Genomic DNA, 23,325 nt, shown 5'->3' with positions numbered 1-23,325 from the left:
GAGCTGCGCGCCGAGGGCTGGCTCGCGCGCATCCTGCAGCACGAATACGACCACCTCGACGGCGTGATCTACGTCGACCGCCTTGCGGTGCCCAACCACAAGCAGGCCTTCAAGATCATGCGCAAGCGCGGCTGGAACGTGCCCGGTAAGTCGTGGCTGCCCGGCGACGAGAAGCTCGAGGGCTAGCGCCGTGACGCAGCCGGCGCTCGACCGCAAACTCGGCCTCTTCGGAGCCATGAGCATCGGCCTCGCGGCCATGATCGGCGCCGGCGTTTTCAGCGTCTTCGGCCCGGCCGCCCGGGTTGCCGGAGAGTGGCTGTTGCTTGGCCTCGCGCTCGCACTGCTCGTCGCCGCCTGCAACGCGACCTCGACGGCGCAGCTGTCGGCGAAGTACCCGACCTCGGGCGGGACCTACCACTTCGGCAACCAGGAACTCGGCGCGTGGCCGGGATTCATCGCGGGCTGGGGCTTCGTCATCGGCAAGACCGCCTCGGCCGCCGCGATGGCCCTCACCCTGGGCGCGTATCTCGTACCCGACCTGTTCTGGCAGCGCGCGATCGGCCTCGTCGCCGTCGCACTCGTGGTTGTGCTCAACCTTGTCGGCATCACGCGCACGGCCCGCGCCGCCGCGGGCATCGTGACGCTCGTGCTGCTCGGCCTCGCGGTCACCCTGATCGTCGCGTGGACCACCACGCCGACCTCCGACGCGACCTTCGTGCTCATCCCCGACGTCTCGGTCTACGGGGTGCTTCAGTCGGCCGGCCTCATGTTTTTCGCCTTCGCCGGTTACGCGCGCATCGCGACCCTCGGCGAGGAGGTGCGCGACCCGACCCGGGTGATTCCACGGGCCATCATCACGACGCTCGGGCTCGTCGCCGCTCTCTACGTGCTCGTGGCGGTCACGCTGCTAGCTCGACTGGGGCCGCTGCGCCTCGCCGCGTCGGATGCTCCGCTCGTCGACCTCGTCTCCGGTGCGCCGGGCGTTGGCATGGTTGTGGTCGTCACGGCCACGCTCGCATGCCTGGGGGCCCTGCTTGCGGGCGTCGCGGGCATTACTCGCACCGGCCTCGCGATGGCGCGCAACCACGATCTGCCGGTTGTGCTGTCGCGCCTGTCGCCGAGCCACAACGTGCCGGCGCTGCTCACCATCGTGGTCGGCGTCGCCGTAGCCGCGTTGATCCTCATCGGCGACATTCGCGACGTCATCGGCTTCTCGAGTGTCGGCGTGCTCGTGTACTACCTCGTCGCGAACCTCTCGGCGCTCCAGCAGCGCGGCGACGATCGCCGGTATCCAAAGTGGATGCAGCTGCTCGGCGCCGCGCTCTGCGCCGTCCTCGTCGTCACGTTGCCCGTGTGGTCGGTTGTCGGAGGGCTCGGGGTGCTCGCCCTCGGCGTCGTCGGTCGGTTGATCTTCCGACGGGGCAGCGCCAGCGCTAAGTCGTAATTACGGCCGTAGCCTAGGGAAAAGAAAGATGCCCTCCGCGCGAGGGCGGAGGGCAGAAGCTCCCCGAGTTGGACTCGAACCAACAACCTGCCGGTTAACAGCCGGCTGCTCTGCCAATTGAGCTATCGGGGATGACAACTCGAATAGCCTAACATCACCCGGCGCGCAATGTGAAATCGACCGCCGAGTCGCCCCGCTCGCATCCGATCACCAGTGGATGCGCCCCAGAGCGAGGTCGCCTAGTACCCCTTCACGGGGTCGGCCAGCCCCACGAATTCGCCGGTCGAGAGGAAGCCACGCACGTTGTCGTCGATTCGGCGTAGCAGCAGCGGCAGGGTCATTTCGGGGGTGTCGGCCGAGTGCGGCGTAATCAGGCAGCGATCGTTCGACCAGAGCGGGTGGCCCTCCGGCAGCGGTTCGGGGTCGGTCACATCGAGTGCGGCGCCGTAGATCTCCTCGGCGTTGAGGGCCGCGTCGAGCGCCTCGGTGTCGACGAGCGGGCCGCGACCAATGTTGACGAGCACCGATGTCGGCTTCATGGCGTGCAGCCGTTCAGCGTTGATGAGGTGATAGGTCTCGGCGGTCGAAGCGGCAGCGAGCACCACGACGTCGGCCTCCGGCAGCACGGCGTCGAACTCGTCGCTCGTCACGGTGCGGTCGGCTCCCTCGAGCGGCGCCGCGCTGCGGCGCACCACGGTCGTAGTCACATCAAAGGGCCGCAGCAGGCTGAGTAGCTCGCTCGCAATTCCGCCGGCGCCCAGAATAACGACGTGATTGCCGTAGAGCGAGCGGCCCAGCGACGGGCCCCACTTCGTGGCACGCGAGCGCAAGACGAGGCTGCGCTGCGCCGCGAGGGTGAGCGCGAGCGCGTGCTCCGCGACCGGCTGCGCGTACGCCCCCTTCGCCGAGGTGACCACGAGGCCGCGCTCGGCGTACGGTGCGAGGCGCTTTGCGTAAGCGTCGATCCCCGCGTAGGGCAGCTGCACCCAGCCGATGCCCGGGTAGCTGTCAAGCGCCTCGAACAGCGGCTCGATGTTGCGGTACGACGTGTAGATGAGGCCGCGCGTGTCGTCAGACAGCTCGACAACCTCTCCCCCAGCAGCGAGCACCGTCTGCGTCTGCGCCCGTCCCGACCCTGCGGGCAGCACCGTGATCTTGCCGGGCTCGGGACGCGCGTCGCCCTCGAGCTTCGTGGCCGGCGCACTCAGAACTTCGCGGTGGTGAAACTCGGTCAATTGGTGGTCTCCTCTTCATCGGTGTGGAATCGTGCAAACTCCGGGCGATCCTCGACGAGTCGATCGCGCTCGGCGGCGGCGACCTCATCGGGGTCGTCGTCGCGAAACAACCCGCCGGCCACCCGCTCGGCCGCGGCGACAAGGTCGCGGTCGACCAGGCCAGGAAGGGGCGCGCGGGCGAATTCGCGGGCGTCGCGCATCCGCTGCAGATACGGGTCGAACGGGTCGCGCAGCACCTCGTCGATCTTGCCCCGCGCGAGCACCGTGCCGCGGTCGGTGATGACGACGTTGCTCGTGAGTCGCTCAACGGTTGCGAGGTCGTTGCTGATGACGAGCATCGAGAGCGTGCGGCCACGATTGAGGCGTTCGAGCAGCTCGAAAAGTGCCGGGCGCGCAATGACGTCGACGCCCTGCGCCGGCTCGTCGACGATGAGCAGCCGCGGCTCGACGATGAGCGCGCGTGCGAACGCGACGCGTTGGCGCTGACCTCGCGAGAGCTCGAACGGAAAGCGGTTGAGCACGCCGAGCTCGAGGTCGACCGCGTCGATGAGCAGCGCGGCTGCCTTGCCGAGCGAGCGCTTGTCGAAGTGCCGGTCGCGGCTCAGTACCGGCTCGGCGATGTTTTCGGCGACAGTGAGGTCGTTGCGCATCGTCTGACCGGAGTTCGGCGCGAGGTACCCGACGGTTAGGGGCAGGCGGCGCAGGTCGGCCCGGGTGGGTTTGCGCAGGTTGACGCCGTCAACGTGCAGTTCGCCGCCCGAAATCCAGGGCCACGGATGCGGTGCTCCGCGCAGCAGGCCGCGGCCCGAAATCACGCGACCGAGCGACGTCTTGCCGCTGCCGGCCGAGCCGACGACGCCAAGAATCTCGCCCTCGCGCAGCTCAATGTTCACGCCCGAAAGGACTCGGGCCTCAGCGTCGCCGATGTGCGGACCGTAGGAAATCGACAGATCCCGGGCACTGATGACGCTGCTCATGCCACGAGCCTAGCGGTCGCGCGCTTAGGCCTCGACGGACTCGCGCAGCTCGCGCTTGCGGCGCTCAACCTCGACGAGCCGCTCGCTCAACTCGCGGTGTCCAAGCGGATCGGTCTCAATGTCGGTGCGCTTCAACTCACCGAGCAACTCCGCCTTGCGGCGAAGCAGGTCGCGCTCAACGAGCGCTGCCGTGACCGATCGTACGTACGCGGCCACCTGTTCGGGGCCGGGACCGGCGGGCAGCGGCGCCATCGACAGGTCGGTCACGAGCGGCACAAACGACGACGGCACCTCCTCGTGCACCTCCGGCAGCCACTGCGGCGTGCCGAGAGTTCCGCGGGTTGCCACGATGGCATTTCGCACCGTGTCGAGCGACGCATCCGAGAAGTTCGCCGCGAGCACGCCGTCGAGCTGCACCTCGGAAAGCATCTTCGGGTACTGCAGCACTGCACCGAGCGCGTCACGCTCGAGTCGGGTGATCGGGTCGTTTGGCAGGTCGCGCATGCGCACGACCGGCATGGCGTACGTGTTGTCGGCGATGCCACTCGGGTCGCCGTGAGGGTCGCTCGGCGAATTCGCCGCCTGCTCGTGTCGACGCACCTCGCGTTGCACCTGCTCGAGGTCCATGCCGAGCCAGCCCGAGAGTTGGCGCACGTACTCGGGGCGCAGCGCGCGGTCGCGAATGCTGGCGATGATCGGTGCGGCCTCGCGCAGAGCGGCCACCCGGCCTTCGGCGTTGCGCAGGTTGTGGCGCTTGATCTGTTCCCGCACGACGAACTCATACATCGGCACGGCGTGGTCGATGAGCGAGACGATCGCCGCGTCGCCGTGCTTCAGGCGCAGGTCGCACGGGTCGAGGCCCTCGTGCGTGGTGTCGACGGCGACAAAGGTCTGCGCGACGAAGCGGTTCTCTTCGGCGAACGCCCGCATGGCAGCTTTTCGGCCCGCCTCATCGGGGTCGAAGTTGAAGATCACGCGCCCGCGGTTCGATTCGTCGTCCATGATGCGGCGCAGGATCTTGATGTGGTCGACGCCGAAGGCCGTGCCACAGGTGGCGACCGCAGTGGTCACGCCAGCCAGGTGCGCGGCCATGACGTCGGTGTACCCTTCGACCACGACGACCTTGTGGCCGCGTGAGATGTCGCGCTTGGCAAGATCGAGCCCGTAGAGCACTCGGGACTTGTGGTAGATCTCGGTCTCTGGTGTGTTGAGGTACTTCGGGCCCTTGTCATCGTCGAAGAGCTTGCGCGCGCCGAAGCCCACCGTCTGACCGGAGGTGTCGCGAATCGGCCACACGAGCCGGCCGCGGAAACGGTCGTAGCTCGAGCCACGGTCGTTCGTCGACACGAGCCCGGCATCCTGCAGCTCCTGCGTCGAGTAGCCCTTCGTGCGCAGGTGCTTCGAGAGCGCATCCCACGACTTCGGGGCGTAGCCGACGCCGAAGTGCGCGGCCGCCTGCGGATCAAACCCGCGGCCACCAAGGAAGTCGCGGCCGATCTGCGCGTCCGCGGTGGCGAGCTGGCCCTGGAAGAACTTCTCGGCCTCGGCATTCACCTGCAGCAGCCGCACGCGGTTGCTGTGGTCGGGCGCCTCGCCGCCGTCCTCGTACGTGAGTTGGTAGCCAAGGCGGCCCGCGAGCCGCTCGACTGCCTCAATGAAGGTGATGTGGTCCATCTTCTGCAGGAACGAGAAGACATCGCCCGACTCACCGCAGCCGAAGCAGTGATAGAAGCCGAGCTGCGGGCGAACATGGAACGATGGCGTGCGCTCGTCGTGGAACGGGCAGAGGCCCTTGCGCGAGCCGACGCCAGCCGACTTCAGCGCGACGTACTCGCCGACGACGTCGTCGATATTTGTGCGCGCTCGTACCTCGTCAATGTCAGTTCGTCGGATGCGCGCCATGGCACCGATTCTAGGCCGTGGCTACGCGGACGGCGGCGACGTTCGCATGCAGCGCAAGCGCCGACTGATCGGTGAGTGACGCGACCTGATCGACAATCACCCGGCGGCGAGCAGCGTCGTCGTCGGCTTCGTCGAACAAGTCGGAGAACTCGCGCTCGAGGTGCAGCGTGCCGGTGGCCCAGAGTGCCTCGAGCAGTTCGGTGAGCAGCTCACGCTGGCGGGCATACACCGGCTGGCGCGTGGGCAGGCTCATGACGAAGCCTGCCACGGCGCCCTTGAGCAGTGCGATCTCGGCTTCGATCTCGCGAGGCACGATCACCTCGGCACCAAAGCGAATGAGCAGGTTCTCGCTGCCGTATGCCTCGAGAGTCGCCGCAATTGAGGCTTTCGCAAAGCGGCCGATGAGCTGCGAGGTGAGGTTCTTCAATGCTGCGCGGTCACGCGCCGCCGCCGAATAGTCGTGCACCCACCACGGCAGCGTGAGCAGCCGATCGAACGCCGCGCCGAGCTCGCCCTCGTCGAATTTGCGCCCCGCCCACTCGACGGCGTTGAACAAGATTGCCTCGCGGTTTTCGGCGTCTTCGAGTTCGGTCAGGGGCAGGAAGCCCTCGACCACGGCATCCTCGAGGTCGTGCACNCGAGTACGCGATGTCGTCGCTCAAGTCCATGACCTGCGCCTCGATGCACTTGCGCCCGCTCGGGGCGCCGGCTCGCAGCCAGTCGAACACCGGCTTGTCGTCGTCGTACACGCCGAACTTGCGCGTGCCGAGTGCGAGGCCGGTGTCGCGATCCCACGGGTACTTGCACGCCGCATCGAGGGATGCGCGGGTCAGGTTGAGGCCGTAGGCGAGCCCCGATTCGTCGAATACCTTTGGCTCCAGCCGCGACACGAGCCGAAGTGTCTGCGCGTTGCCCTCGAAGCCGCCGATGTCGGTCGACCAGTCGTTGAGGGCGCGCTCGCCATTGTGGCCAAACGGCGGATGCCCGATGTCGTGGGCGAGGCACGCGGTGTCGACGATGTCGGGGTCGAGCGCGAGCGAGCCGGCGATCTCGCGGCCGACCTGGGCCACCTCGAGCGAGTGCGTGAGTCGGTTGCGGGCAAAGTCCGCGCCCGTCGTCGGTGAGAGCACCTGCGTCTTCAGCGCGAGGCGCCGCAGACCCGAGGAGTGCAGCAGGCGCGCCCGGTCACGGGCGAAGGATGAGCGGCGACGGTTCTCGTGGAACTCCGGCAGGAACCGGGCTTCGTCGTCGAGCGAGTACTCGCTCGCGGGGCCATTCAGGCCGGGCGCGCGCATCCCTAGCCTCCCGAGACGTCAAGTTCGGCAGCCGCGATGTCGGCGCTCTCGGAGTCGAGCAGGCGGCGCGAGTCGAGCCAGCCCTGCGGCAGCACGGCGCGCTTCGGGCTGCCCGAACGGCCGCGCGGGCCCTCGGCGCCGACGCCCGGCCACGAGGAGTCCTCAAGCCCATCAGNCGAGCTCGCGCAGCTCGTCGAGCGTGTCGATGAGCGCGAAGCGCTTGCGCAGCTCGCCACCGACCGGATATCCCTTGAAGTACCAGGCGACGTGCTTGCGGAAGTCGCGGCAACCGTGGCCTTCGTTGCCGAAGAAGTCGACGAGCAGCTCGGCGTGGCGCACCATCGCGTGACCGACCTCGCGCAGGCCGGGCTGGATACGCCGCTCGCTACCCGAGAACGCCGCCTCGAGATCGCCGAAGAGCCACGGGCGGCCGAGCACACCGCGACCGACGACGACGCCGTCGCAGCCGGTCTCAGCCATCATGCGCGGGCCGTCCTCACCCTCGAACACGTCGCCGTTGCCGAGGATCGGAATCGACGTGATGGTCTCTTTCAGCGTGCGGATCGCGTCCCAATCAGCCGTGCCCGAGTACTGCTGCTCGAGCGTGCGCGCGTGCAGCGTGATCGCGGCGACGCCCGCCTGCTCGGCGATCTTCGCCGCCTCGAGGTAGGTCAGGTGATCATCGTCGATGCCCTTGCGTATCTTGATCGTCAGGGGCACGTCGCCGGCGCGACGCACCGCGGCTGCGCAGATCGCCTCGAATAGATCCGTCTTCCACGGCAGCGCCGAACCGCCACCACGACGGGTGACTTTGGGTACGGGGCAGCCAAAGTTGAGGTCGATGTGGTCGGCGCGATCCTCGTCGACAAGGAGGCCAACGGCGTCACCGACGGTGATCGGGTCGACGCCATAGAGCTGGATCGACCGGATGTCTTCCGACGGATGGTGGCGGATGAGTCGCATCGTCGACTCGTTGCGCTCGACGAGTGCCCGGGTCGTCACCATCTCGGTGACATACAGGCCGGCGCCGTACTCGCGGCAGAGCCGACGGAACGCCTCATTCGTCACCCCGGCCATCGGCGCGAGCACGACCGGCGAGGCGACCTCGAGGTCGCCAATCTTCAGCGCGAGTGCGTGCGAGAGAGTTGCAGTCGGCATAACCGAACTATTCTCGCACCCCGCGCCCGTATTGGCGACCCCGAGCTGCGATTAGGCTCCGCGCAGGCGCTCGGCGACGTAGCCATACAGGCGGTCGACGCTCACGCGCTCCTGCGTCATGGTGTCGCGGTCGCGCACGGTCACGGCGTTGTCGTCGAGCGAGTCGAAGTCAACCGTGATGCACAGCGGTGTGCCGATCTCGTCCTGGCGACGGTACCGGCGGCCGATCTGGCCGGCGTCGTCGTAGTCGATATTCCAGCGGCCACCGGCGCGAAGCTCCTCGGCGACGCGCTGCGACAGCGGGGCAAGCTCTTCCTTCTTCGACAGGGGCAGCACGGCGGCCTTCACCGGCGCGAGGCGCGGGTCGAGGCGCAGCACGGTGCGAGTGTCGGTGCCGCCCTTCGCGTTCGGCGCCTCGTCCTCCTCGTACGCGTNCGACGAGGAACGCCATGAGCGAGCGGGTGAGACCGAACGAAGGCTCGATCACATACGGCGTGTAGTGCTCGCCGGCCGCCTGGTCGAAGAACTGCAGCGAGGTGCCCGACGCGTCCGTGTGCGACTTGAGGTCGAAGTCGGTGCGGTTGGCCACACCCATGAGCTCGCCCCAGGCGCTGCCGCTGAAGCCGAACTCGTACTCGAAGTCGATCGTGCGGTCAGAGTAGTGCGCGCGCTCGTCGGCGGGGACGTCGAACTGGCGCATGTGCTCGGGGTTGATGCCGAGGTCGACGAACCAGTTCCAGCAGGCCTCGACCCACTCATCGAAGTGCTGCGACGCATCCGCTGGCGGCACGAAGTACTCGATTTCCATCTGCTCGAACTCGCGGGTGCGGAAGATGAAGTTTCCGGGCGTGATCTCGTTGCGGAACGACTTGCCGACCTGGCCGATGCCGAACGGCGGCTTCTTCCGCGCAGTCGTCACCACGTTGTTGAAGTTGACGAAGATACCCTGCGCCGTCTCGGGGCGCAGGTAGTGCAGGCCCTCTTCGTTGTCGACCGCGCCGAGGTAGGTCTTCATGAGGCCCGAGAAGTTCTGGGGCTCGGTCCACTGGCCCTTGGTACCGCACTCGGGGCAGACGATCTCGTCCATGCCCGTCGCCTCGCGGCCCTTCTTTGCCTCGAATGCCTCGAGCAGGTGGTCCTGCCGCTGGCGCTTGTGGCAGTTCGTGCACTCGATGAGCGGGTCGGTGAACGTCGCGACGTGGCCCGAGGCCTCCCACACGCGCTTCGGCAGAATCACCGCCGAGTCGAGGCCGACCATGTCGGCGCGGCCACGCACGAAGTACTGCCACCACTGCTGCTTGATGTTCTCCTTGAGTTCGACGCCGAGGGGGCCGTAGTCCCACGCCGAGCGCGAGCCTCCATAGATTTCACCCGCCTGGTACACAAAGCCGCGTCGCTTAGCGAGCGCGATGACCTGGTCGAGCTTGGAGGCTGCCATCTGATGAACACTCCTGATGGTGGGCGGGCGCCGGCGCAGAGCCAGCGAGAATCAGCTTCCCATCTTAGCCATGTGGCGAGCGAGCACCTCGGTGGCTTCCTGACGCGCCGGGGTGTCGCTGTCGAGGTGCGCGAGCTGCTCCGGAATCGGGCGACCCTTAGCCTTGGTCGCTTGGGCCCACAGGCGGCCGGCCCGGTACGAGGAACGCACGAGCGGACCGGCCATGACGCCGACGAAGCCGAGCTCGCGAGCAATGTCGGAGAGCTCGATGAACTCTTCGGGCTTCACCCAGCGATCGATCGGGTGGTGCAGCTTGCTCGGGCGCAGGTACTGGGTCAGCGTGAGGATGTCGACATCGTGTTCGCGCAGCTCGCGCATTGTCGCCTCGATCTCGTTGCGGGTCTCCCCCATGCCGAGAATGAGGTTCGACTTCGTAACCATGCCAAGCTCGCTCGCCCGGGCGAGCATCCGCAACGATCGGTCGTAGCGGAACCCAGGGCGGATCTCCTTGAAGATACGCGGCACCGTCTCGATGTTGTGGGCGAACACCTCGGGTTCAGCCTCGCAGACCGCGACGATCGCGTCGTCGCCGCCGCGGAAGTCATCGACGAGCAGCTCGACGCCGGTGCCCGGATTCAGCGCGTGAACTTGCCTCGCGGTCTCGGCGAAGAGCCAGGAAGCGCCGTCCGGCAGGTCGTCGCGCGCGACCCCCGTGACGGTCGCATAGCGGAGGCCGAGCTCGCGCACCGACTCGGCCACTCGGCGCGGCTCCTCGCGGTCGTAGTCGAGGGGCTTACCCGTCGCGATCATGCAGAAGTCGCAGCGGCGGGTGCACTGGTCGCCGCCGATGAGGAACGTCGCTTCGCGGTCCTCCCAGCACTCGTAGATGTTCGGGCAACCCGCCTCTTCGCAGACGGTGTGCAGGTTGCTCTGGCGCGCGAGGCGCTTGACGTCCTGGTACTGCTCGTTCGCGGTGGCGCGGGTGCGAATCCACTCGGGCTTGGTCTCAATCGGGGTCTCGGCGTTACGCGCCTCAACGCGCAGCAGCTTTCGCCCTTCGGGTGCGAGCGTGTTCATGCGGTCACCTCCACGGGTGCCTGGAAACGGACAAGTTGACGGTCGAGGTGCGGGTGCAGCACGTCGGCGATTTCGGCGAGGCTGGCGTCGACACCGAGCTCGGCAAGCGAGGTGACACCGGCGTCGCGGATGCCGCACGGCACAATGCGATCGAAGTCGTGCAGCTTCGGATGCACGTTGAGTGCGAGCCCGTGCATCGTCGCGTGCTTCGAGAAGCGCACGCCAATGGCACAAAGCTTGCGGTCGGGCACGCCATCGCGCACCAGCCACACGCCGGTGCGGCCGTCGACGCGCTGGCTCTGCACTCCCAGCTCGGCGACGGCGCCCATGACGGCCGCTTCGAGGGCCCGCACGTAGGCGACGACATCCTGTCGGCCGTGAATGAGCACGATCGGGTACGCGACGAGTTGCCCCGGGCCGTGGTAGGTCACCGAACCGCCGCGGTCGATGCGCACGATCGGCACATCCTCGTTCGGAATGTCGGCATCGGCGGTGCGAGAGCCGGCCGTGTAGACGGGGTCGAACTCCGAGTAGATCACCGTGCTCGGGTGGGTACCACCCGCCACATCGGCGTGAATGCGACGTTGAATCGCGTCGACGTCGAGGTACTTCGAACGGCCTGATTCAAAGAGGCGTAGTTGTTGCACGCCGTCCAGTAAAGCAGATTGTTGCCGTCAAGGTGTTTCCGTGGCGTGCTGCGGCGCGTCGACCGCACCGCCGAAGCGGCGGTCGCGAGACACGTAGAGTCCGATGGCGCGCCAGAGATCTTCTCGCGTGAAGTCTGGCCACAGCGTGTCGAGAAACACCATCTCGGCATAGGCCGACTCCCAGAGCAGGAAGTTCGAGGTGCGCTGCTCCCCCGACGAGCGCACGAACAGGTCGACGTCGGGCAGCTGTGGCTGGTACAGGTGTGCCGCAATGTGCGACTCACGGATGCGTTCGGGCTTGAGCTTGCCCGCCGCGACGTCACGCGCGATTGCCTGCACCGCATCCCGCAGCTCAACGCGCCCGCCGTAGTTGACACACATATTCAGCGTCATGCCGGTGTTGTTGCGGGTAAGTTCTTCGGCGGCGAGCAAGTCCTTGATCACCGACTTCCACAGGCGGGTGCGGTTGCCCGACCACACTACCTTCACGCCCCAGGCATGCAGCTGATCTCGCTGCCGGTGCAGCACCTCGCGATTGAAGCCCATGAGAAATCGCACCTCGGCGGCCGAGCGGGCCCAGTTCTCGGTCGAGAACGCGTAGACCGAAAGGTGCTTCACGCCTGCCTGCACGGCGCCCGCTACAACGTCGAGCAGCGCGGCCTCACCAGCGCGGTGCCCCTCGGTGCGCGGCAGGCCTCGCTGGTTTGCCCAGCGGCCGTTGCCGTCCATGACGACGGCGACGTGTTCGGGAACTGAGCCGCTCGGAAACGCCGGCGGCGTGAGTCCCGTCCAGTCCAGGGGCTTGAACGTGCGGGCCTCGGGCGTAGTCATACCGATTAGGGTACGCCGGGGCCGGGGCGATCCTGGTCGTGCACCGCCATCGACCGAAGCCCGCGTTCGAGGTGAAACTGCGCGTACGCGCTCACGATGCGATGCGCGGCCGCGCGCGTGCCGTCGTCGCTCGCCTCAGCAACGCCCCAGTTGCCAGCGAGCAGGGCCCAGAGCAGGCGCATGGTGTCGACATCCGCATACATGACGGCACCGCTCGAGCGGGCGTCGTCGTCACACACCGCGCCGCCAGCGGTGAGCGAGATGCGCGAGTGCGGGCCGGGCTTGCCGCAGCGGGCGCAGTCGGTGAATGTCGGCCGCCAACCGGCCAGCGAGAGGGAACGCAGCAGGTAGGCGTCGAGTACGAGCCCGGCGGGATGCTCACGCCGCGCGAGATACCGCAGCGAGCCGACGAGCTGGGCAAACTGCAACGGCGCCGGCTCGGCCTCGAGGATGCGGTCTGCCGCCTCAAGGATCGCGGCCGACATCGTGTAGACGTCGAAGTCGTCAACCATTTTGGCCGCGAAGCTGTGCACCGTGACGGCCTGGGTGAGGGTGTCGAGGCCGGCGGGTCCGTGGCCACGAGTGTAGAACTGCGCGTCGATGACGTTGCCCGCCTCGACGCGTGCGCCGAATTTCGACGCGGTACGGCGCACGCCGCGGGCGACAGCACTGATCTTGCCGTGCTGTCGCCCGAAACAGGTGAGGATGCGGTCGGCCTCACCGAGCGGACGGCCGCGAAGAATCACGACCTCGTCGGTATAGTTCGGCATCCTCAGCCCTCGTACTTAGTGCTGCGCGTTGCGCACCGCGCGGTTCACGCTTGACACGATCGCCTTGAGCGAGGCGTTCGAGATGTCGGGGTCGATGCCGACGCCCCACAGTCGCTGGCCGTTGACTTCGAGCTCGACGTAGGCCGCAGCGAGGGCGTCACCCGATGCCGACAGCGTGTGCTCGACATAGTCGTAGAGCTTCACCTCGTAGCCGCGGTCTTCGAGCACGTTGAGGAACGCGTTGATCGGTCCGTTGCCGGTGCTCTCAATCGTGAGCTCTTCGTCTTCGCGGCGCAGCTTCACCGTGATCGCGGTGGTGCCGTCCATTTCGGTTGCCGTGCGGACGCCGAAGATCTCGAGGCGGCCCCACTTCTCAGCGTCCTCAGTTGCCGGCAGGTACTCGTCAACGAAGATCTGCCAAATGTCGTCGGGAGCGACCTCGCCACCCTCGGCATCGGTGCGCTGCTGCACCGTTGCCGAGAATTCGATCTGCAAGCGACGCGGGAGCTCGATGTTGTGGTGCTCCTTGAGCAGGTAGGCAACGCCGCCCTTGCCCGACTGCGAGTTGACGCGGATAACGGCCTCGTACGTGCGGCCGAGGTCGCGTGGGTCAACCGGTAGGTACGGCACAGCCCACTCGAGTTCGTCGACAGGTACGCCGGTCTCGTCCGACTTTGCGGCCATCGCCTCGAAGCCCTTCTTAATCGCATCCTGGTGCGAGCCCGAGAACGCGGTGTAGACAAGGTCGCCGCCCCATGGGTGGCGCTCCCCCACGCGCAGCTGGTTGCAGTACTCGACCGTGCGGCGGATCTCGTCGATGTTCGAGAAGTCAATCTCGGGGTCGACACCCTGCGTGAACAGGTTGATGCCGAGGGTGACGAGGTCGACGTTACCGGTGCGCTCGCCGTTGCCGAACAGGCAGCCCTCGATGCGGTCCGCGCCAGCCATGTAGCCGAGCTCAGCCGCGGCCACCGCGGTGCCGCGGTCGTTGTGCGGGTGCAGCGAAATGATCACCGATTCGCGGCGGGCGAGGTTGCGGTGCATGAACTCGATCGAGTCGGCGTAGACGTTCGGCGTCGACATCTCGACGGTCGCGGGCAGGTTGATGATGATCGGGCGCTCGGGCGTCGCGTCGAGCTCTTCGATAATCGCGTTGCTCACCTCAAGCGCGTAGTCGAGCTCGGTGCCGGAATAGCTCTCGGGCGAGTACTCGTAGAAAATCTCGGTTCCCTCGGCGATGGACTCGAAGCGCTTGCACATGCGTGCGCCCTCGAGCGCGATCTGCTTCACGCCCTCGCGGTCTTGGCGGAATACGACCTCGCGCTGCAGCACGCTCGTCGAGTTGTAGAGGTGCACGATCGCGCGCTTGGCCCCGCGCAGTGACTCATAGGTGCGCTTGACGAGGTGCTCGCGCGCCTGGGTCAGCACCTGAATGGTCACGTCGTCGGGAATGTGGTTCTCGTCGATGAGACGACGAACGAAGTCGAAGTCCGTCTGGCTGGCCGACGGGAAGCCGACCTCGATCTCTTTGTAGCCGAGGCGCACGAGCAGGTCGAACATGACCAGCTTGCGCTCGGGCGACATCGGGTCGATGAGGGCCTGGTTACCGTCGCGCAAGTCGACGGCGCACCAGCGTGGTGCCTTCGTGATGACCTGATCGGGCCAGGTGCGGTCGGGAAGGGTGACACCAAACTGGTCCGCGTACGAGACGTACCGGTGGGTGGGCATTTTGGACGGCTGCTGCAGATTGCGCATGTGCGAACTCTCTCCTGAAGATTCTTGGCCTAAGCCATGCTTCAACTCCGCGGCAGGGAAGGCTTAGTTGCTAAGCCCCGCCGCGGCATAGAAGGAGGAGGGTGCCGTACGAATGCATGCGATTAGCGTAGCACCGCCAAAATTGGCGCCCGTCGAGCTAGCGCACGTTGCGACCGAGCAGCCGCTGCACGCGCAGGGTGCCGCGCAGGTCGTTCGTGATGCGCCCGCCCTCGATCACGACGACGTGATTTGCCCGCGTGGCGAGGTCGACATCGCCCGTCGCGTGCACGACGCCGATGCCGTGCTCGCTGGCAACCGCGCGCAGCAACGACACGAGCAGGTGGCGCTCGCGCTCCGGGAGGCCACCGTAGGGGTCGTCGGCGGCGATGATGGCGGGCCTCGCGGCGACCGCTCGCCCAATGGCGACGCGGTACTGCAGCGAGAGCGGCAACTCCGACACGATAGCGCTGCCGGCGTTCATGAAGCCAAGCGAGTCGCGAAGCGTCTGCACTTCCTGCTGCCCGAGCGCCCCACGGTGATCAGGCAGAAGCCCCTGGCGCAGGTGCTCGTCAAGGGTGCGCCCCTGCGTGACCACCGGGTCGCGCAACAGTACGCCTACCCGCTCGGGGTCGGCAATCGGCTCGGGACCGGGGGCCGGCACGAAGCGCCGACCCTCGATGACGCTAAAACCCGACTCAACGGGCTCGAAGCCGAGGGCGGCACGCAACACGGCGCCGCCCGAGCCGTCGGGCGACAACAGCGCCGTGGTCTCGCCCCTGCGCGCAACAAAGCTGACGCGATGCAGCGGCGCATTGCCGGTGCGGTGGAGGCCGAACACTTCCATCCCGTACGCACCGGGGGCGTGTTGCCCGGCAGCGAATTTGGGTTGGGCGTTCATGCGATCCACGTTACGACCAGGCTCAGCATGATTCGTCAGCGACACATCCGAACGGGCGTCATACGCAGGTATGACTCTGTCGCCGGTGCGCAATCTAGAGCAGCCCGTGCTCGTACGCGTAGACGANGAGCTGCACGCGGTCGCGCAGGCCAAGCTTCGCCAGGATGCGCGAAATGTGCGTCTTGACGGTGGCTTCTGAGAGGAACTCCTGGGTCGCGATCTCGCCGTTCGACATGCCCTTCGCTGCGAGGAAGAACATCTCGCGCTCACGCTCTGTGAGGGCCTCGAACTCCTCCGGTTCGCCCTCGAGCCGGTTCGGCGACTGCGAGAAACGGCGGATGAGGTCGGCGGTCGCCTGTGCGGCGAACACCTCCGAGCCGCCGTGCACGGTGCGGATGGCGGCGAGCAGGAACTCGGGGTCGGCGTCCTTGAGCACGAAGCCCGAGGCGCCGGCCGCGACCGCGCGCGCGACCGCCTTGTCGAGGTCGAACGTGGTGAGGATGAGGATGCGGCTTTCGAGTCCGCGGGCGACGATCTGCTGGGTCGCCTCGAGCCCATCCATGTTCGGCATGCGCACGTCCATGAGAATCACGTCGGGCTTCACCGACATCGCGAGGCGGACGGCTTCGGCGCCGTCGGAAGCCTCGGCGACATACGCCATGTCATCCTGCGAGTCGACCAGCATGCGGATGCCGCCGCGGAAGAGCTGCTGGTCGTCGACGAGCGCGACGCGGATCGGACCGCCGTGCTGGGGAGATTCGTTCATGGCAACAGATTACGTCGTGCCGCCAACATCCTCGTTCTGCAGGTTCGGCAAGCCCGGAGTTGCTGCCGCACGCGAGCGGTCCGAGTACGGCACCGTCGCGGTTACCACCCAGTCCTCGCCCTGCGGACCGGCCGCGACCGTGCCGCCGACGACGGCGAGTCGCTCGCGCATCCCGACGAGACCGTGGCGAGATCCGCTCTGGGACTTCGGCTTGCGTGAGACTCGATTGCGCACCGTGATCTCCAGCTGTTCGCCCCATTGGGTTTGCAAGCGCGTCGGGAATCGACCGTCACCGTACTTGAGCGCGTTGGTGAGGGACTCCTGCACGAGCCGGTAGATCGCCACCTCGGCGTTCGCACCCACCGGATGCGGCTCCCCCTGCATATTCGTCTGTAGGTTGAGGCCGGCGGCACGGATGCGGCCGATGAGCGGCGGGAGGTCGTCGAGCGTCTTGCGCTCGGTTTCGGCTTGGGTGTGCCGCAACTGCGAGAGGAGGCCGCGCACATCGAGCAGCGCGTCGCGAGCCGTCTCGGAAATCGTCGCGAGCACCGGCTCCACGGCCTGCGGCGAACTTTTCATGAGATAACGGCCGCCGTCGGCCTGTGCCACCACAACGGCCAGGGAGTGCGCGACGACGTCGTGCATGTCGCGGGCGATCTGGCTGCGCTCCTGTTCGACCACGAGCTGTTCCTGCGCCCGCTGGTACTCGAGCTCGGCGATCTGCGCCGAGTGCGCCGATCGGCTCGTTGAGATCTGCATGCGCTGCAGCGCGCCCGCAACCCAACTGATCATGGCAAACAGCGTCAACGGCACGGCAACGATCGAGAAGTTCACGATAATGCGGTCGAGGCTGACGATGCCGTCGCCCGCAAAAATCGTGATGAATGGCATGTCCTGCGGAAAGGTCGCGATGTAGGCCGACTGCACGACCGGGTACACGACGCTCGCGACGGCCGTGAGGTAGAACAGCGTGCGCGAGCCCCAGACGGCGCCCGTGTAAAGCACGATGAGGATCGCAACTTCCATGCCGTGCGGCCGCAGCCCCAGCAGCAGCTTGATGCAGAAACCGATCGTGACAAGCACGAACGAGGCCCACGGTGATATGCGTCGAATGACGCAGGCGGCGGTGAAGAGCAGCCACACGGGCACCGACGCCCAGTTGAAGAAGTAGCTCCAGTCGGCTCGGGTCGTAAACGGGAAGCCGATGGTCAGCATCATGCCGATGCCGAAGACGCTGTCGACGAGCCACCGGTGCTGCCCGTTGTGGCCAACCGTGTGGCGCAGCCACGCCGGTAGCGGCGAGTTGACGCGACGCCGCGGTTGCGGCGGAACGTCAGAAGCCGAGGCGGCCGAGCTGCTTTGGGTCACGCTGCCAATCTTTCGCCACCTTGACGTGAAGCGTCAATTTCACCTTGGTCGGCGAGATGGCGCTGATCTGCTTCGCCGCGTGCTGGCGCACCATCTTGAGGCGCGAGCCGCCCTTGCCGATGACGATGCCCTTCTGGCTGTCGCGCTCGACAATGACGTTGGCGAAGATCTCGCGGCTACCATCGTCGGAGTCGAGAATGTCTTCGATCTGCACGGCGATCGAGTGGGGCAGCTCGTCGTGCACACCCTCGAGCGCGGCCTCACGAATCAGCTCCTCGACGCGCTGTGCGTAGCGTTCTTCTGTGACCATGTCGGCCGGGTACAGCGCTTCCGACTCGGGCATGAGCCCGATAAGTTCGTCGACGAGCGGCTCAAGGTTGATGTCGTCGACCGACGAGACCGGGATGATCGCATCCCACTCGCGCAGCTCGGCGAGCGCAAGCAACTGCTCGGCGACCTTGGCCTTCGACACGAGTTCGGACTTGGTGACGAGCGCCACCTTCTTCGCGCGCTTCGCCTTGTCGACCCACTCGTTGATGAAGCGGTCGCCGGGGCCGAGCTCTTCGTCGGCAGGCACGCAGAACCCGACCACGTCGACCTCAGCGAGCGTCTCTTCGACGACGTCATTGAGCCGCTGGCCGAGCAGCGTGCGGGGCCGGTGGACACCCGGCGTGTCGACGATGACGAGTTGGCCGTGGTCGCGGTGCACGACTCCCCGCACCGCGCGGCGCGTGGTCTGCGGCTTCGACGAGGTGATGACGATCTTCTCGCCCACGAGCGCGTTGGTCAGGGTCGATTTGCCCACGTTCGGGCGCCCGATGAAGGTGACGAATCCGGCGCGGTACTCGCTCATGCTGCTTCCTCTTTTTCGTTCGTAGAGTGCGGTGCGAGCACTCGCACCTGGATGCGCGTGACGCGGTGGCGACGCCCGACGCGGTCGGCGAGGAGCGCGAGTCCCCCGATCTCGGCGTGGTCGCCGAGCTGTGGAATCCTGCCGAGCGCCGTGGTGAGCAGGCCGCCCACCGAGTCCACGTCTTCGTGTTCGAGGTCGATGTCGAGGAGCTCCCCGAGATCGGTAATGTTCATGCGCGACGAGACTACGAGCGTACCGTCCTCGAGTCGCTCGTACTCGTCACCGCCGCGGTCAAACTCGTCGCTGATCTCGCCGACGAGTTCCTCGATGAGGTCCTCGAGGGTCACGAGCCCAGCGATGCCGCCGTACTCGTCCACGACCATCGCGAAGTGCGTCGAGTCGCGTTGCATCCGGCGCAGCAGCGTGTCGGCGGCGAGGGACTCGGGCACGAACACCGGGGGCCGTGCCAGCGAGGCGACCCGCAGCGTCGACTCGGGGTGTTCGAGCAGGTGCCGGGCGAGGTCTTTCTGATACGCGATGCCGCGGATGTCGTCGCTGTCACGGCCGACGATCGGCGCGCGCGAGATGCCGACCTCGAGCAGTGACCGCAGGCCGTCGTGCACCGTGTCGTCAGCGTCGACCGTAAGCATGTCGGTGCGCGCAACCATCACTTCGCGGACGAGACGGTCCGAAAAATCGAACACCGAATGGATGAGCTCGCGGTCATCCTCGTCAAGCACCTCCTGCTCGGTGGCGGCGTCGACCATCGAGAGGAGTTGCTCCTCGCTCGAGACGGTCGCGTGTCGATGCTTTTGCGAGGGGGTCACGATGTCGCCAAGCGTGCCGAGCAGATCGCTGATGGGCCCGAACACGACGCGGCAGCCGCGCGCGAGCCAGCCGAGCATCCGCAGCGTGTCGCGGGGGTGTGTTCGGCCGATCGTGCGGGGCGTCGACCCCGTAAACAGCACGTGCACCGCGAGCATGAGCAGCGAGGCGAACAGAAACGCGAGCCACGGTCCGGCCACGAAGGTGGCAAACCAGACCGAAATGAGCACCGTCGCGAGGGTCTCGGCGCCGATGCGCGCGAAGCCGACGGCCTCACGGTGCCCGGACATGTTGTCGCCGATGCGACGCAGCGTGTCGGGAGAGTTCGCCGCCTCGGCCTCATCCACCACGTCGGCGCGGGAAAGCACCGCAATGGCCGACTCGACGGCGGCGAGCAGTGCCGCGCCGACGATGAGGAGAATGGTGATGAGGACCACGAGCGGTCCGCTCACTTACTTACGACCCCGCTGCTTCTTGCGCTCTTGCGCCGCGAACCCCGCGAGGATCTCGTCTTGCAGCCCGAACATCCGCTTGTGTTCCTCGGGCTCGGCGTGGTCGAAACCGAGCAGGTGCAGGATGCCGTGGGCCACGAGAAAGCGAATCTCGTCCATCGTCGAGTGCCGGTTGGTGACGGCTTGAGCGGCCGCGACCTCGGGGCAGACGACGATGTCACCGAGCAAACCGGGAGGCGTCTGCCGCTCGATCGAGCCGGGGCGTAGCTCGTCCATGGGAAAGCTGAGCACGTCGGTCGGACCCGGCTCGTCCATCCACTGCACGTGGAGCTCTTCCATGACCCCGACATCGGCAAATACGATGCTGAGTTCGGCGTCCGGATGCACGTGCAGGTAGTCGAGCGCGAACGTCGCCAGGCCGAGCACCGACGACTCGTCGACCTCGGCGCCCGACTCGTTGTTGATTTCAATACTCATCGGCTGTGCTCCTGGCGGCTCGTGTACTCGTCATAGGCGTCGACGATCTTTGCGACGAGGCTGTGGCGAACGACGTCGTCGCTCGTGAGCTCGGCAAAGTGAATGTCGGGGATGTCGCGGAGCACCCGCGACGCGTGCCGGAGACCGGAGTTGCCGCCGGGAAGATCGACCTGGGTGACGTCGCCCGTCACGACGAGCTTCGAGCCGAAGCCGAGGCGCGTGAGGAACATCTTCATCTGCTCCTGCGTCGTGTTCTGCGCCTCGTCGAGGATCACGTACGCGTCGTTCAGGGTGCGGCCGCGCATGTACGCGAGGGGTGCCACCTCGACCACGTTCTGGCTCATGAGCTTGACGACGAGGTCTGGGTCGAGCATGTCGCCCAGGGCGTCGAAGAGTGGCCGCAGGTAGGGGTCGATCTTGTCGTTGAGGGTGCCCGGCAGGAAGCCGAGGCGCTCCCCCGCTTCGACGGCGGGGCGCGTGAGCACGATCTTGTTGATCTCGTTGCGCTGGAGCGCCTGCACGGCCTTCGCCATGGCGAGGTAGGTCTTGCCGGTACCGGCGGGGCCGATGCCGAAGGTGACCGTGTTGACGTCGATGGCGTCGACGTACCGCTTCTGTCCGAGCGTTTTCGCCCGCACGGCGCGACCGCGGGCGTTGACGATAGCCTCGCCAAACACCTGGGTCGGCGATGGACCCTCGCCATTCGAAAGCAGCTGCTTCGAGCGCGCGATCTCGTCGGGCGCGAGCATGGCGCCCGACCTTGCGAGCGACGCCATCTCGCGCACGAGCCGCTCAGCGAGCTCGACGTCGTCGACATCGCCCCGCAGATGCACCTCATTGCCTCGCACGAGCACCGTGACGCTCGGATGCTCGGCTTCGATCGTGCTCAGGAGGCGATCGCCCGGCCCGAGCAGGTGCAGCATCGAAGCACCCTCAATTACGACTGTTCGTTCAGTCTGCTCCAAGTGAGCCTTCCTCCAGCCCGCCCGCAAGGACGTGCGCGTGTACGTGGAATACCGTCTGACCGGCGTTCGCACCGGTGTTGAACACGAGACGGAAATCGCCGTCGCTGTGATCGCCCGCGAGGCGCTTGGCCGTCGCGACGACGTGCGCGAGCAACTCGGGGTCGCCCGCAGCGAGCTCGGTCACGTCACGATACTGCGGGTCCTTCGGCACGACGAGCAGATGCACCGGTGCCTTGGGGTGAATGTCGGTGAACGCGATGACGCGATCGTCTTCAGCAACGATCTCGGCGGGAATCTCGCGATTGATGATCCGGGTGAAAATGCTCTCGGCCATGCGGGTGAGTCTAGTCGCCTACCAGCGCCCGAGCTTGGTGAACATCGCCGCAAGTGCCGCTGGGCCCGCGGTCGAGGTGCGCAACACATTTGCACCGAGCCGTCGGCGCTCAGCGCCCGCCTCGGTGAGCAGCCCGAACTCACGTTCGTCGATGCCGCCCTCGGGGCCCACCACCAGCGCGAGATCCCGCGCATCCGGCTCGAGCTCGCTCAATGGCGCAGTGGCGATCGGGTCGAGCACCACGAGCCGAAGTGTGCCCGAGAGTTGCGCGAGCTGTTTCGTGGTGACCGGCGCATCCACCCGCGGCACTCGCGCCCGCACCGCCTGCTTGCTCGCCTCCCGAGCGATCGTCTGCCACCGCTCGTGCTGCTTCACGACCCTGTCGCCCCGCCATGTCGACACCGAGCGCTGCGCCTGCCAGGGAATCACCCCGTCAATGCCAAGCTCGACCGAGGCCTGCAGCGCCATCTCGTCACGGCCGCCCTTCGCGAGGGCCTGAACGAGCAGGATCCGGGGGCTCGGCGCAGGCTCGACCGTCGCGTCGGCGAGTGCCCGCGCCGTGAACTCTGCTGCGCCGACTTCGCTCGCCTCGGCGATGACGCTGCCACCCTCGCCGTCGAGCAGGGTGAGTTGTTCCCCGACGCGCAGGCGCGCGACGCCCACGGCGTGGCGCGCCTCGCCGCCGCTCACCGTGATCAGTTCGCCGGAGCGAACCGCGGCAAGACCGGCGGCGAAGTAGGCGTGTGCCACTAGCGGCCGAACTTCCCGCGCAGCTTCGAGAACAGTCCGGGCTGGTCCTTGATCAGGCCGGGAGCCTGGGGGTGCTTGTCGCGGGCCGCAAACTGCTTGAGCAGATCCTTCTGCTTGTGATCGAGTTTCGTCGGCGTGCGCACCTGCAGGGTCACGTCGAGGTCGCCGCGCATGGGGCTGCGCAGGCGGGTCACACCGCGACCGCGCACGGTGAGCACGTCGCCAGACTGTGCGCCGGCCGGGATCTCGAGCTCGATGTCGCCATCCACGCCGGGCAACGTGGCCGAGGTACCGAAAACCGCGTCGACCATCGAGACCTCGACGGCCGCGAGCAGGTTGTCTCCGTCACGCGTGAAGGTGTCGTCTTCGCGCACACGGATCTCGAGGTAGATGTCGCCATAGGCGCCGCCCGCGGCACCCGCCTCGCCCTGACCTGGAAGGTGCAGGCGCAGGCCCGTGTCGACGCCCGCGGGAATGTCAACGGGCAGGGTGACCTGCGCGCGCACGCGGCCCTGGCCGTGGCACGTGTCGCAGGGGTGCTCGATGACGGTGCCGTAGCCCTGGCAGACGCCGCAGGGGCTCGAGGTGACGACCGGGCCGAGCACTGAGCGCACCTGGCGGGTGACCTCACCCGCGCCACCACAGGTCGAGCACGTGGTCGGGCTCGTGCCTGGCGCGCAGCAGCTGCCCTCGCAGGTCTCGCAGCGCACCGCGGTCGCGATCTCGATGTCGCGATGCGTGCCAAAGATCACATCGGCGAGGTCGAGGTCGACGCGCACGAGCGCATCCTGCCCCCGCTGGGCACGCGAACGCGGGCCGCGGCGCGAGCCCTGGCCACCGAAGAACGCGTCGAAGATGTCGCCGAATCCGAATCCGCCGCCAGCTCCGCCGGCATCGCCGAGGTCGTACTGCTGCCGCCGCTGCGGGTCAGAGAGGGTGTCGTAGGCAGCGGTGACGTCCTTGAACTTCTCGGCCGCCTCGGGCGACGGGTTGACGTCGGGGTGCAGCTGACGGGCCAGCTTGCGATACGCCTTCTTGATCTCTTCTGGGCTTGCCTCGCGGCTCACACCGAGTGTCTCGTAGTGGTCTGCCAAGACCTCTGCCTCCT

At 67.0% G+C, this 23,325-nt stretch carries 20 protein-coding genes, 1 tRNA gene and 3 pseudogenes; 2 read left to right on the top strand and 22 right to left on the bottom strand.

Annotated features, from left to right (window positions below; translation table 11 throughout):
- On the top strand, positions 1-186 hold a 186-nt coding region (locus ID132_RS13870; protein WP_235988382.1), incomplete at its 5' end, for a peptide deformylase.
- 4 nt (positions 187-190) lie between these two features.
- On the top strand, positions 191-1,444 hold the full coding sequence (locus ID132_RS07705; RefSeq protein ID WP_125106005.1) for an APC family permease: 1,254 nt from the start codon (positions 191-193) through the stop codon (positions 1,442-1,444).
- 59 nt (positions 1,445-1,503) lie between these two features.
- Here the strand turns inward: ID132_RS07705 and ID132_RS07700 are convergent.
- From ID132_RS07700 to dnaJ, 22 genes and pseudogenes are all read right to left on the bottom strand, one after another.
- Positions 1,504-1,576, bottom strand: a tRNA-Asn gene (locus tag ID132_RS07700).
- Between the two features lie 107 nt (positions 1,577-1,683).
- Entirely contained in the window at positions 1,684-2,679 is a 996-nt protein-coding gene (locus tag ID132_RS07695; protein ID WP_193128274.1) for a D-isomer specific 2-hydroxyacid dehydrogenase family protein, read from the bottom strand.
- On the bottom strand, positions 2,676-3,656 hold the full coding sequence (locus ID132_RS07690; RefSeq protein ID WP_125106007.1) for an ATP-binding cassette domain-containing protein: 981 nt from the start codon (positions 3,654-3,656) through the stop codon (positions 2,676-2,678). Before ID132_RS07690 ends, ID132_RS07695 begins: the two co-directional genes overlap by 4 nt.
- A 24-nt stretch (positions 3,657-3,680) precedes the next feature.
- Entirely contained in the window at positions 3,681-5,558 is a 1,878-nt protein-coding gene (dnaG, locus tag ID132_RS07685) for a DNA primase (protein WP_193128273.1), read from the bottom strand.
- Between the two features lie 10 nt (positions 5,559-5,568).
- Positions 5,569-6,853, bottom strand: a pseudogene (locus tag ID132_RS07680) (deoxyguanosinetriphosphate triphosphohydrolase).
- A 2-nt stretch (positions 6,854-6,855) separates the two neighbouring features.
- Positions 6,856-8,011: pseudogene (gene dusB, locus ID132_RS07675) on the bottom strand (tRNA dihydrouridine synthase DusB).
- A gap of 51 nt (positions 8,012-8,062) precedes the next feature.
- Positions 8,063-9,449: pseudogene (locus ID132_RS07670) on the bottom strand (glycine--tRNA ligase).
- A gap of 51 nt (positions 9,450-9,500) precedes the next feature.
- Positions 9,501-10,526, bottom strand: a complete 1,026-nt coding sequence (lipA, locus tag ID132_RS07665) for a lipoyl synthase (protein ID WP_125106012.1) — start codon at positions 10,524-10,526, stop codon at positions 9,501-9,503.
- Complete coding sequence (gene lipB, locus ID132_RS07660) at positions 10,523-11,173, bottom strand: lipoyl(octanoyl) transferase LipB (RefSeq protein ID WP_193128272.1); 651 nt, start codon at positions 11,171-11,173, stop codon at positions 10,523-10,525. The genes lipA and lipB overlap by 4 nt, the downstream gene beginning before the upstream one ends.
- A 27-nt stretch (positions 11,174-11,200) precedes the next feature.
- Complete coding sequence (locus ID132_RS07655; RefSeq protein ID WP_193128271.1) at positions 11,201-12,004, bottom strand: isoprenyl transferase; 804 nt, start codon at positions 12,002-12,004, stop codon at positions 11,201-11,203.
- A gap of 5 nt (positions 12,005-12,009) precedes the next feature.
- Positions 12,010-12,774, bottom strand: coding sequence for a DNA repair protein RecO (gene recO / locus ID132_RS07650; RefSeq protein WP_193128270.1), 765 nt, complete (start codon positions 12,772-12,774; stop codon positions 12,010-12,012).
- A gap of 15 nt (positions 12,775-12,789) precedes the next feature.
- Positions 12,790-14,529 carry a 2-isopropylmalate synthase gene (gene leuA / locus ID132_RS07645; RefSeq protein ID WP_193128269.1) on the bottom strand — a complete coding sequence of 580 codons (1,740 nt, stop codon included), beginning with the start codon at positions 14,527-14,529 and terminating at the stop codon, positions 12,790-12,792.
- A gap of 157 nt (positions 14,530-14,686) precedes the next feature.
- Positions 14,687-15,427 carry an ATP-binding cassette domain-containing protein gene (locus tag ID132_RS07640; RefSeq protein ID WP_125106017.1) on the bottom strand — a complete coding sequence of 247 codons (741 nt, stop codon included), beginning with the start codon at positions 15,425-15,427 and terminating at the stop codon, positions 14,687-14,689.
- A gap of 94 nt (positions 15,428-15,521) precedes the next feature.
- A complete protein-coding gene (locus tag ID132_RS07635) occupies positions 15,522-16,193 on the bottom strand; it encodes a response regulator (RefSeq protein ID WP_193128268.1) in 672 nt (223 codons plus the stop codon).
- 9 nt (positions 16,194-16,202) lie between these two features.
- Entirely contained in the window at positions 16,203-17,561 is a 1,359-nt protein-coding gene (locus ID132_RS14785) for a sensor histidine kinase (protein WP_125106019.1), read from the bottom strand.
- On the bottom strand, positions 17,527-18,414 hold the full coding sequence (gene era, locus ID132_RS07625; RefSeq protein ID WP_193128267.1) for a GTPase Era: 888 nt from the start codon (positions 18,412-18,414) through the stop codon (positions 17,527-17,529). The genes ID132_RS14785 and era overlap by 35 nt, the downstream gene beginning before the upstream one ends.
- On the bottom strand, positions 18,411-19,676 hold the full coding sequence (locus tag ID132_RS14780) for a hemolysin family protein (protein ID WP_241209072.1): 1,266 nt from the start codon (positions 19,674-19,676) through the stop codon (positions 18,411-18,413). Before ID132_RS14780 ends, era begins: the two co-directional genes overlap by 4 nt.
- Before the next feature lie 15 nt (positions 19,677-19,691).
- On the bottom strand, positions 19,692-20,168 hold the full coding sequence (gene ybeY, locus ID132_RS07615; RefSeq protein ID WP_125106022.1) for an rRNA maturation RNase YbeY: 477 nt from the start codon (positions 20,166-20,168) through the stop codon (positions 19,692-19,694).
- Entirely contained in the window at positions 20,165-21,091 is a 927-nt protein-coding gene (locus tag ID132_RS07610; RefSeq protein WP_125106023.1) for a PhoH family protein, read from the bottom strand. Before ID132_RS07610 ends, ybeY begins: the two co-directional genes overlap by 4 nt.
- Positions 21,092-21,119: 28 nt before the next feature.
- Positions 21,120-21,467, bottom strand: coding sequence for a histidine triad nucleotide-binding protein (locus ID132_RS07605; RefSeq protein WP_125106024.1), 348 nt, complete (start codon positions 21,465-21,467; stop codon positions 21,120-21,122).
- Positions 21,468-21,485: 18 nt separating this feature from the next.
- The gene (locus ID132_RS07600; RefSeq protein WP_193128266.1) at positions 21,486-22,217 is read right to left on the bottom strand and encodes a 16S rRNA (uracil(1498)-N(3))-methyltransferase; all 732 of its coding nucleotides are present in this window, start codon (positions 22,215-22,217) and stop codon (positions 21,486-21,488) included.
- Positions 22,217-23,311 carry a molecular chaperone DnaJ gene (gene dnaJ / locus ID132_RS07595; RefSeq protein ID WP_125106026.1) on the bottom strand — a complete coding sequence of 365 codons (1,095 nt, stop codon included), beginning with the start codon at positions 23,309-23,311 and terminating at the stop codon, positions 22,217-22,219. The genes ID132_RS07600 and dnaJ overlap by 1 nt, the downstream gene beginning before the upstream one ends.
- Positions 23,312-23,325: the final 14 nt, after the last annotated feature.

Origin of the sequence: Gulosibacter sediminis, assembly GCF_014904065.1 — a bacterium.
GTDB lineage: Bacteria > Actinomycetota > Actinomycetes > Actinomycetales > Microbacteriaceae > Gulosibacter > Gulosibacter sediminis.
Note: the sequence above shows the minus strand (reverse complement) of the source record. Positions and strands in the feature narration are given on the sequence as shown.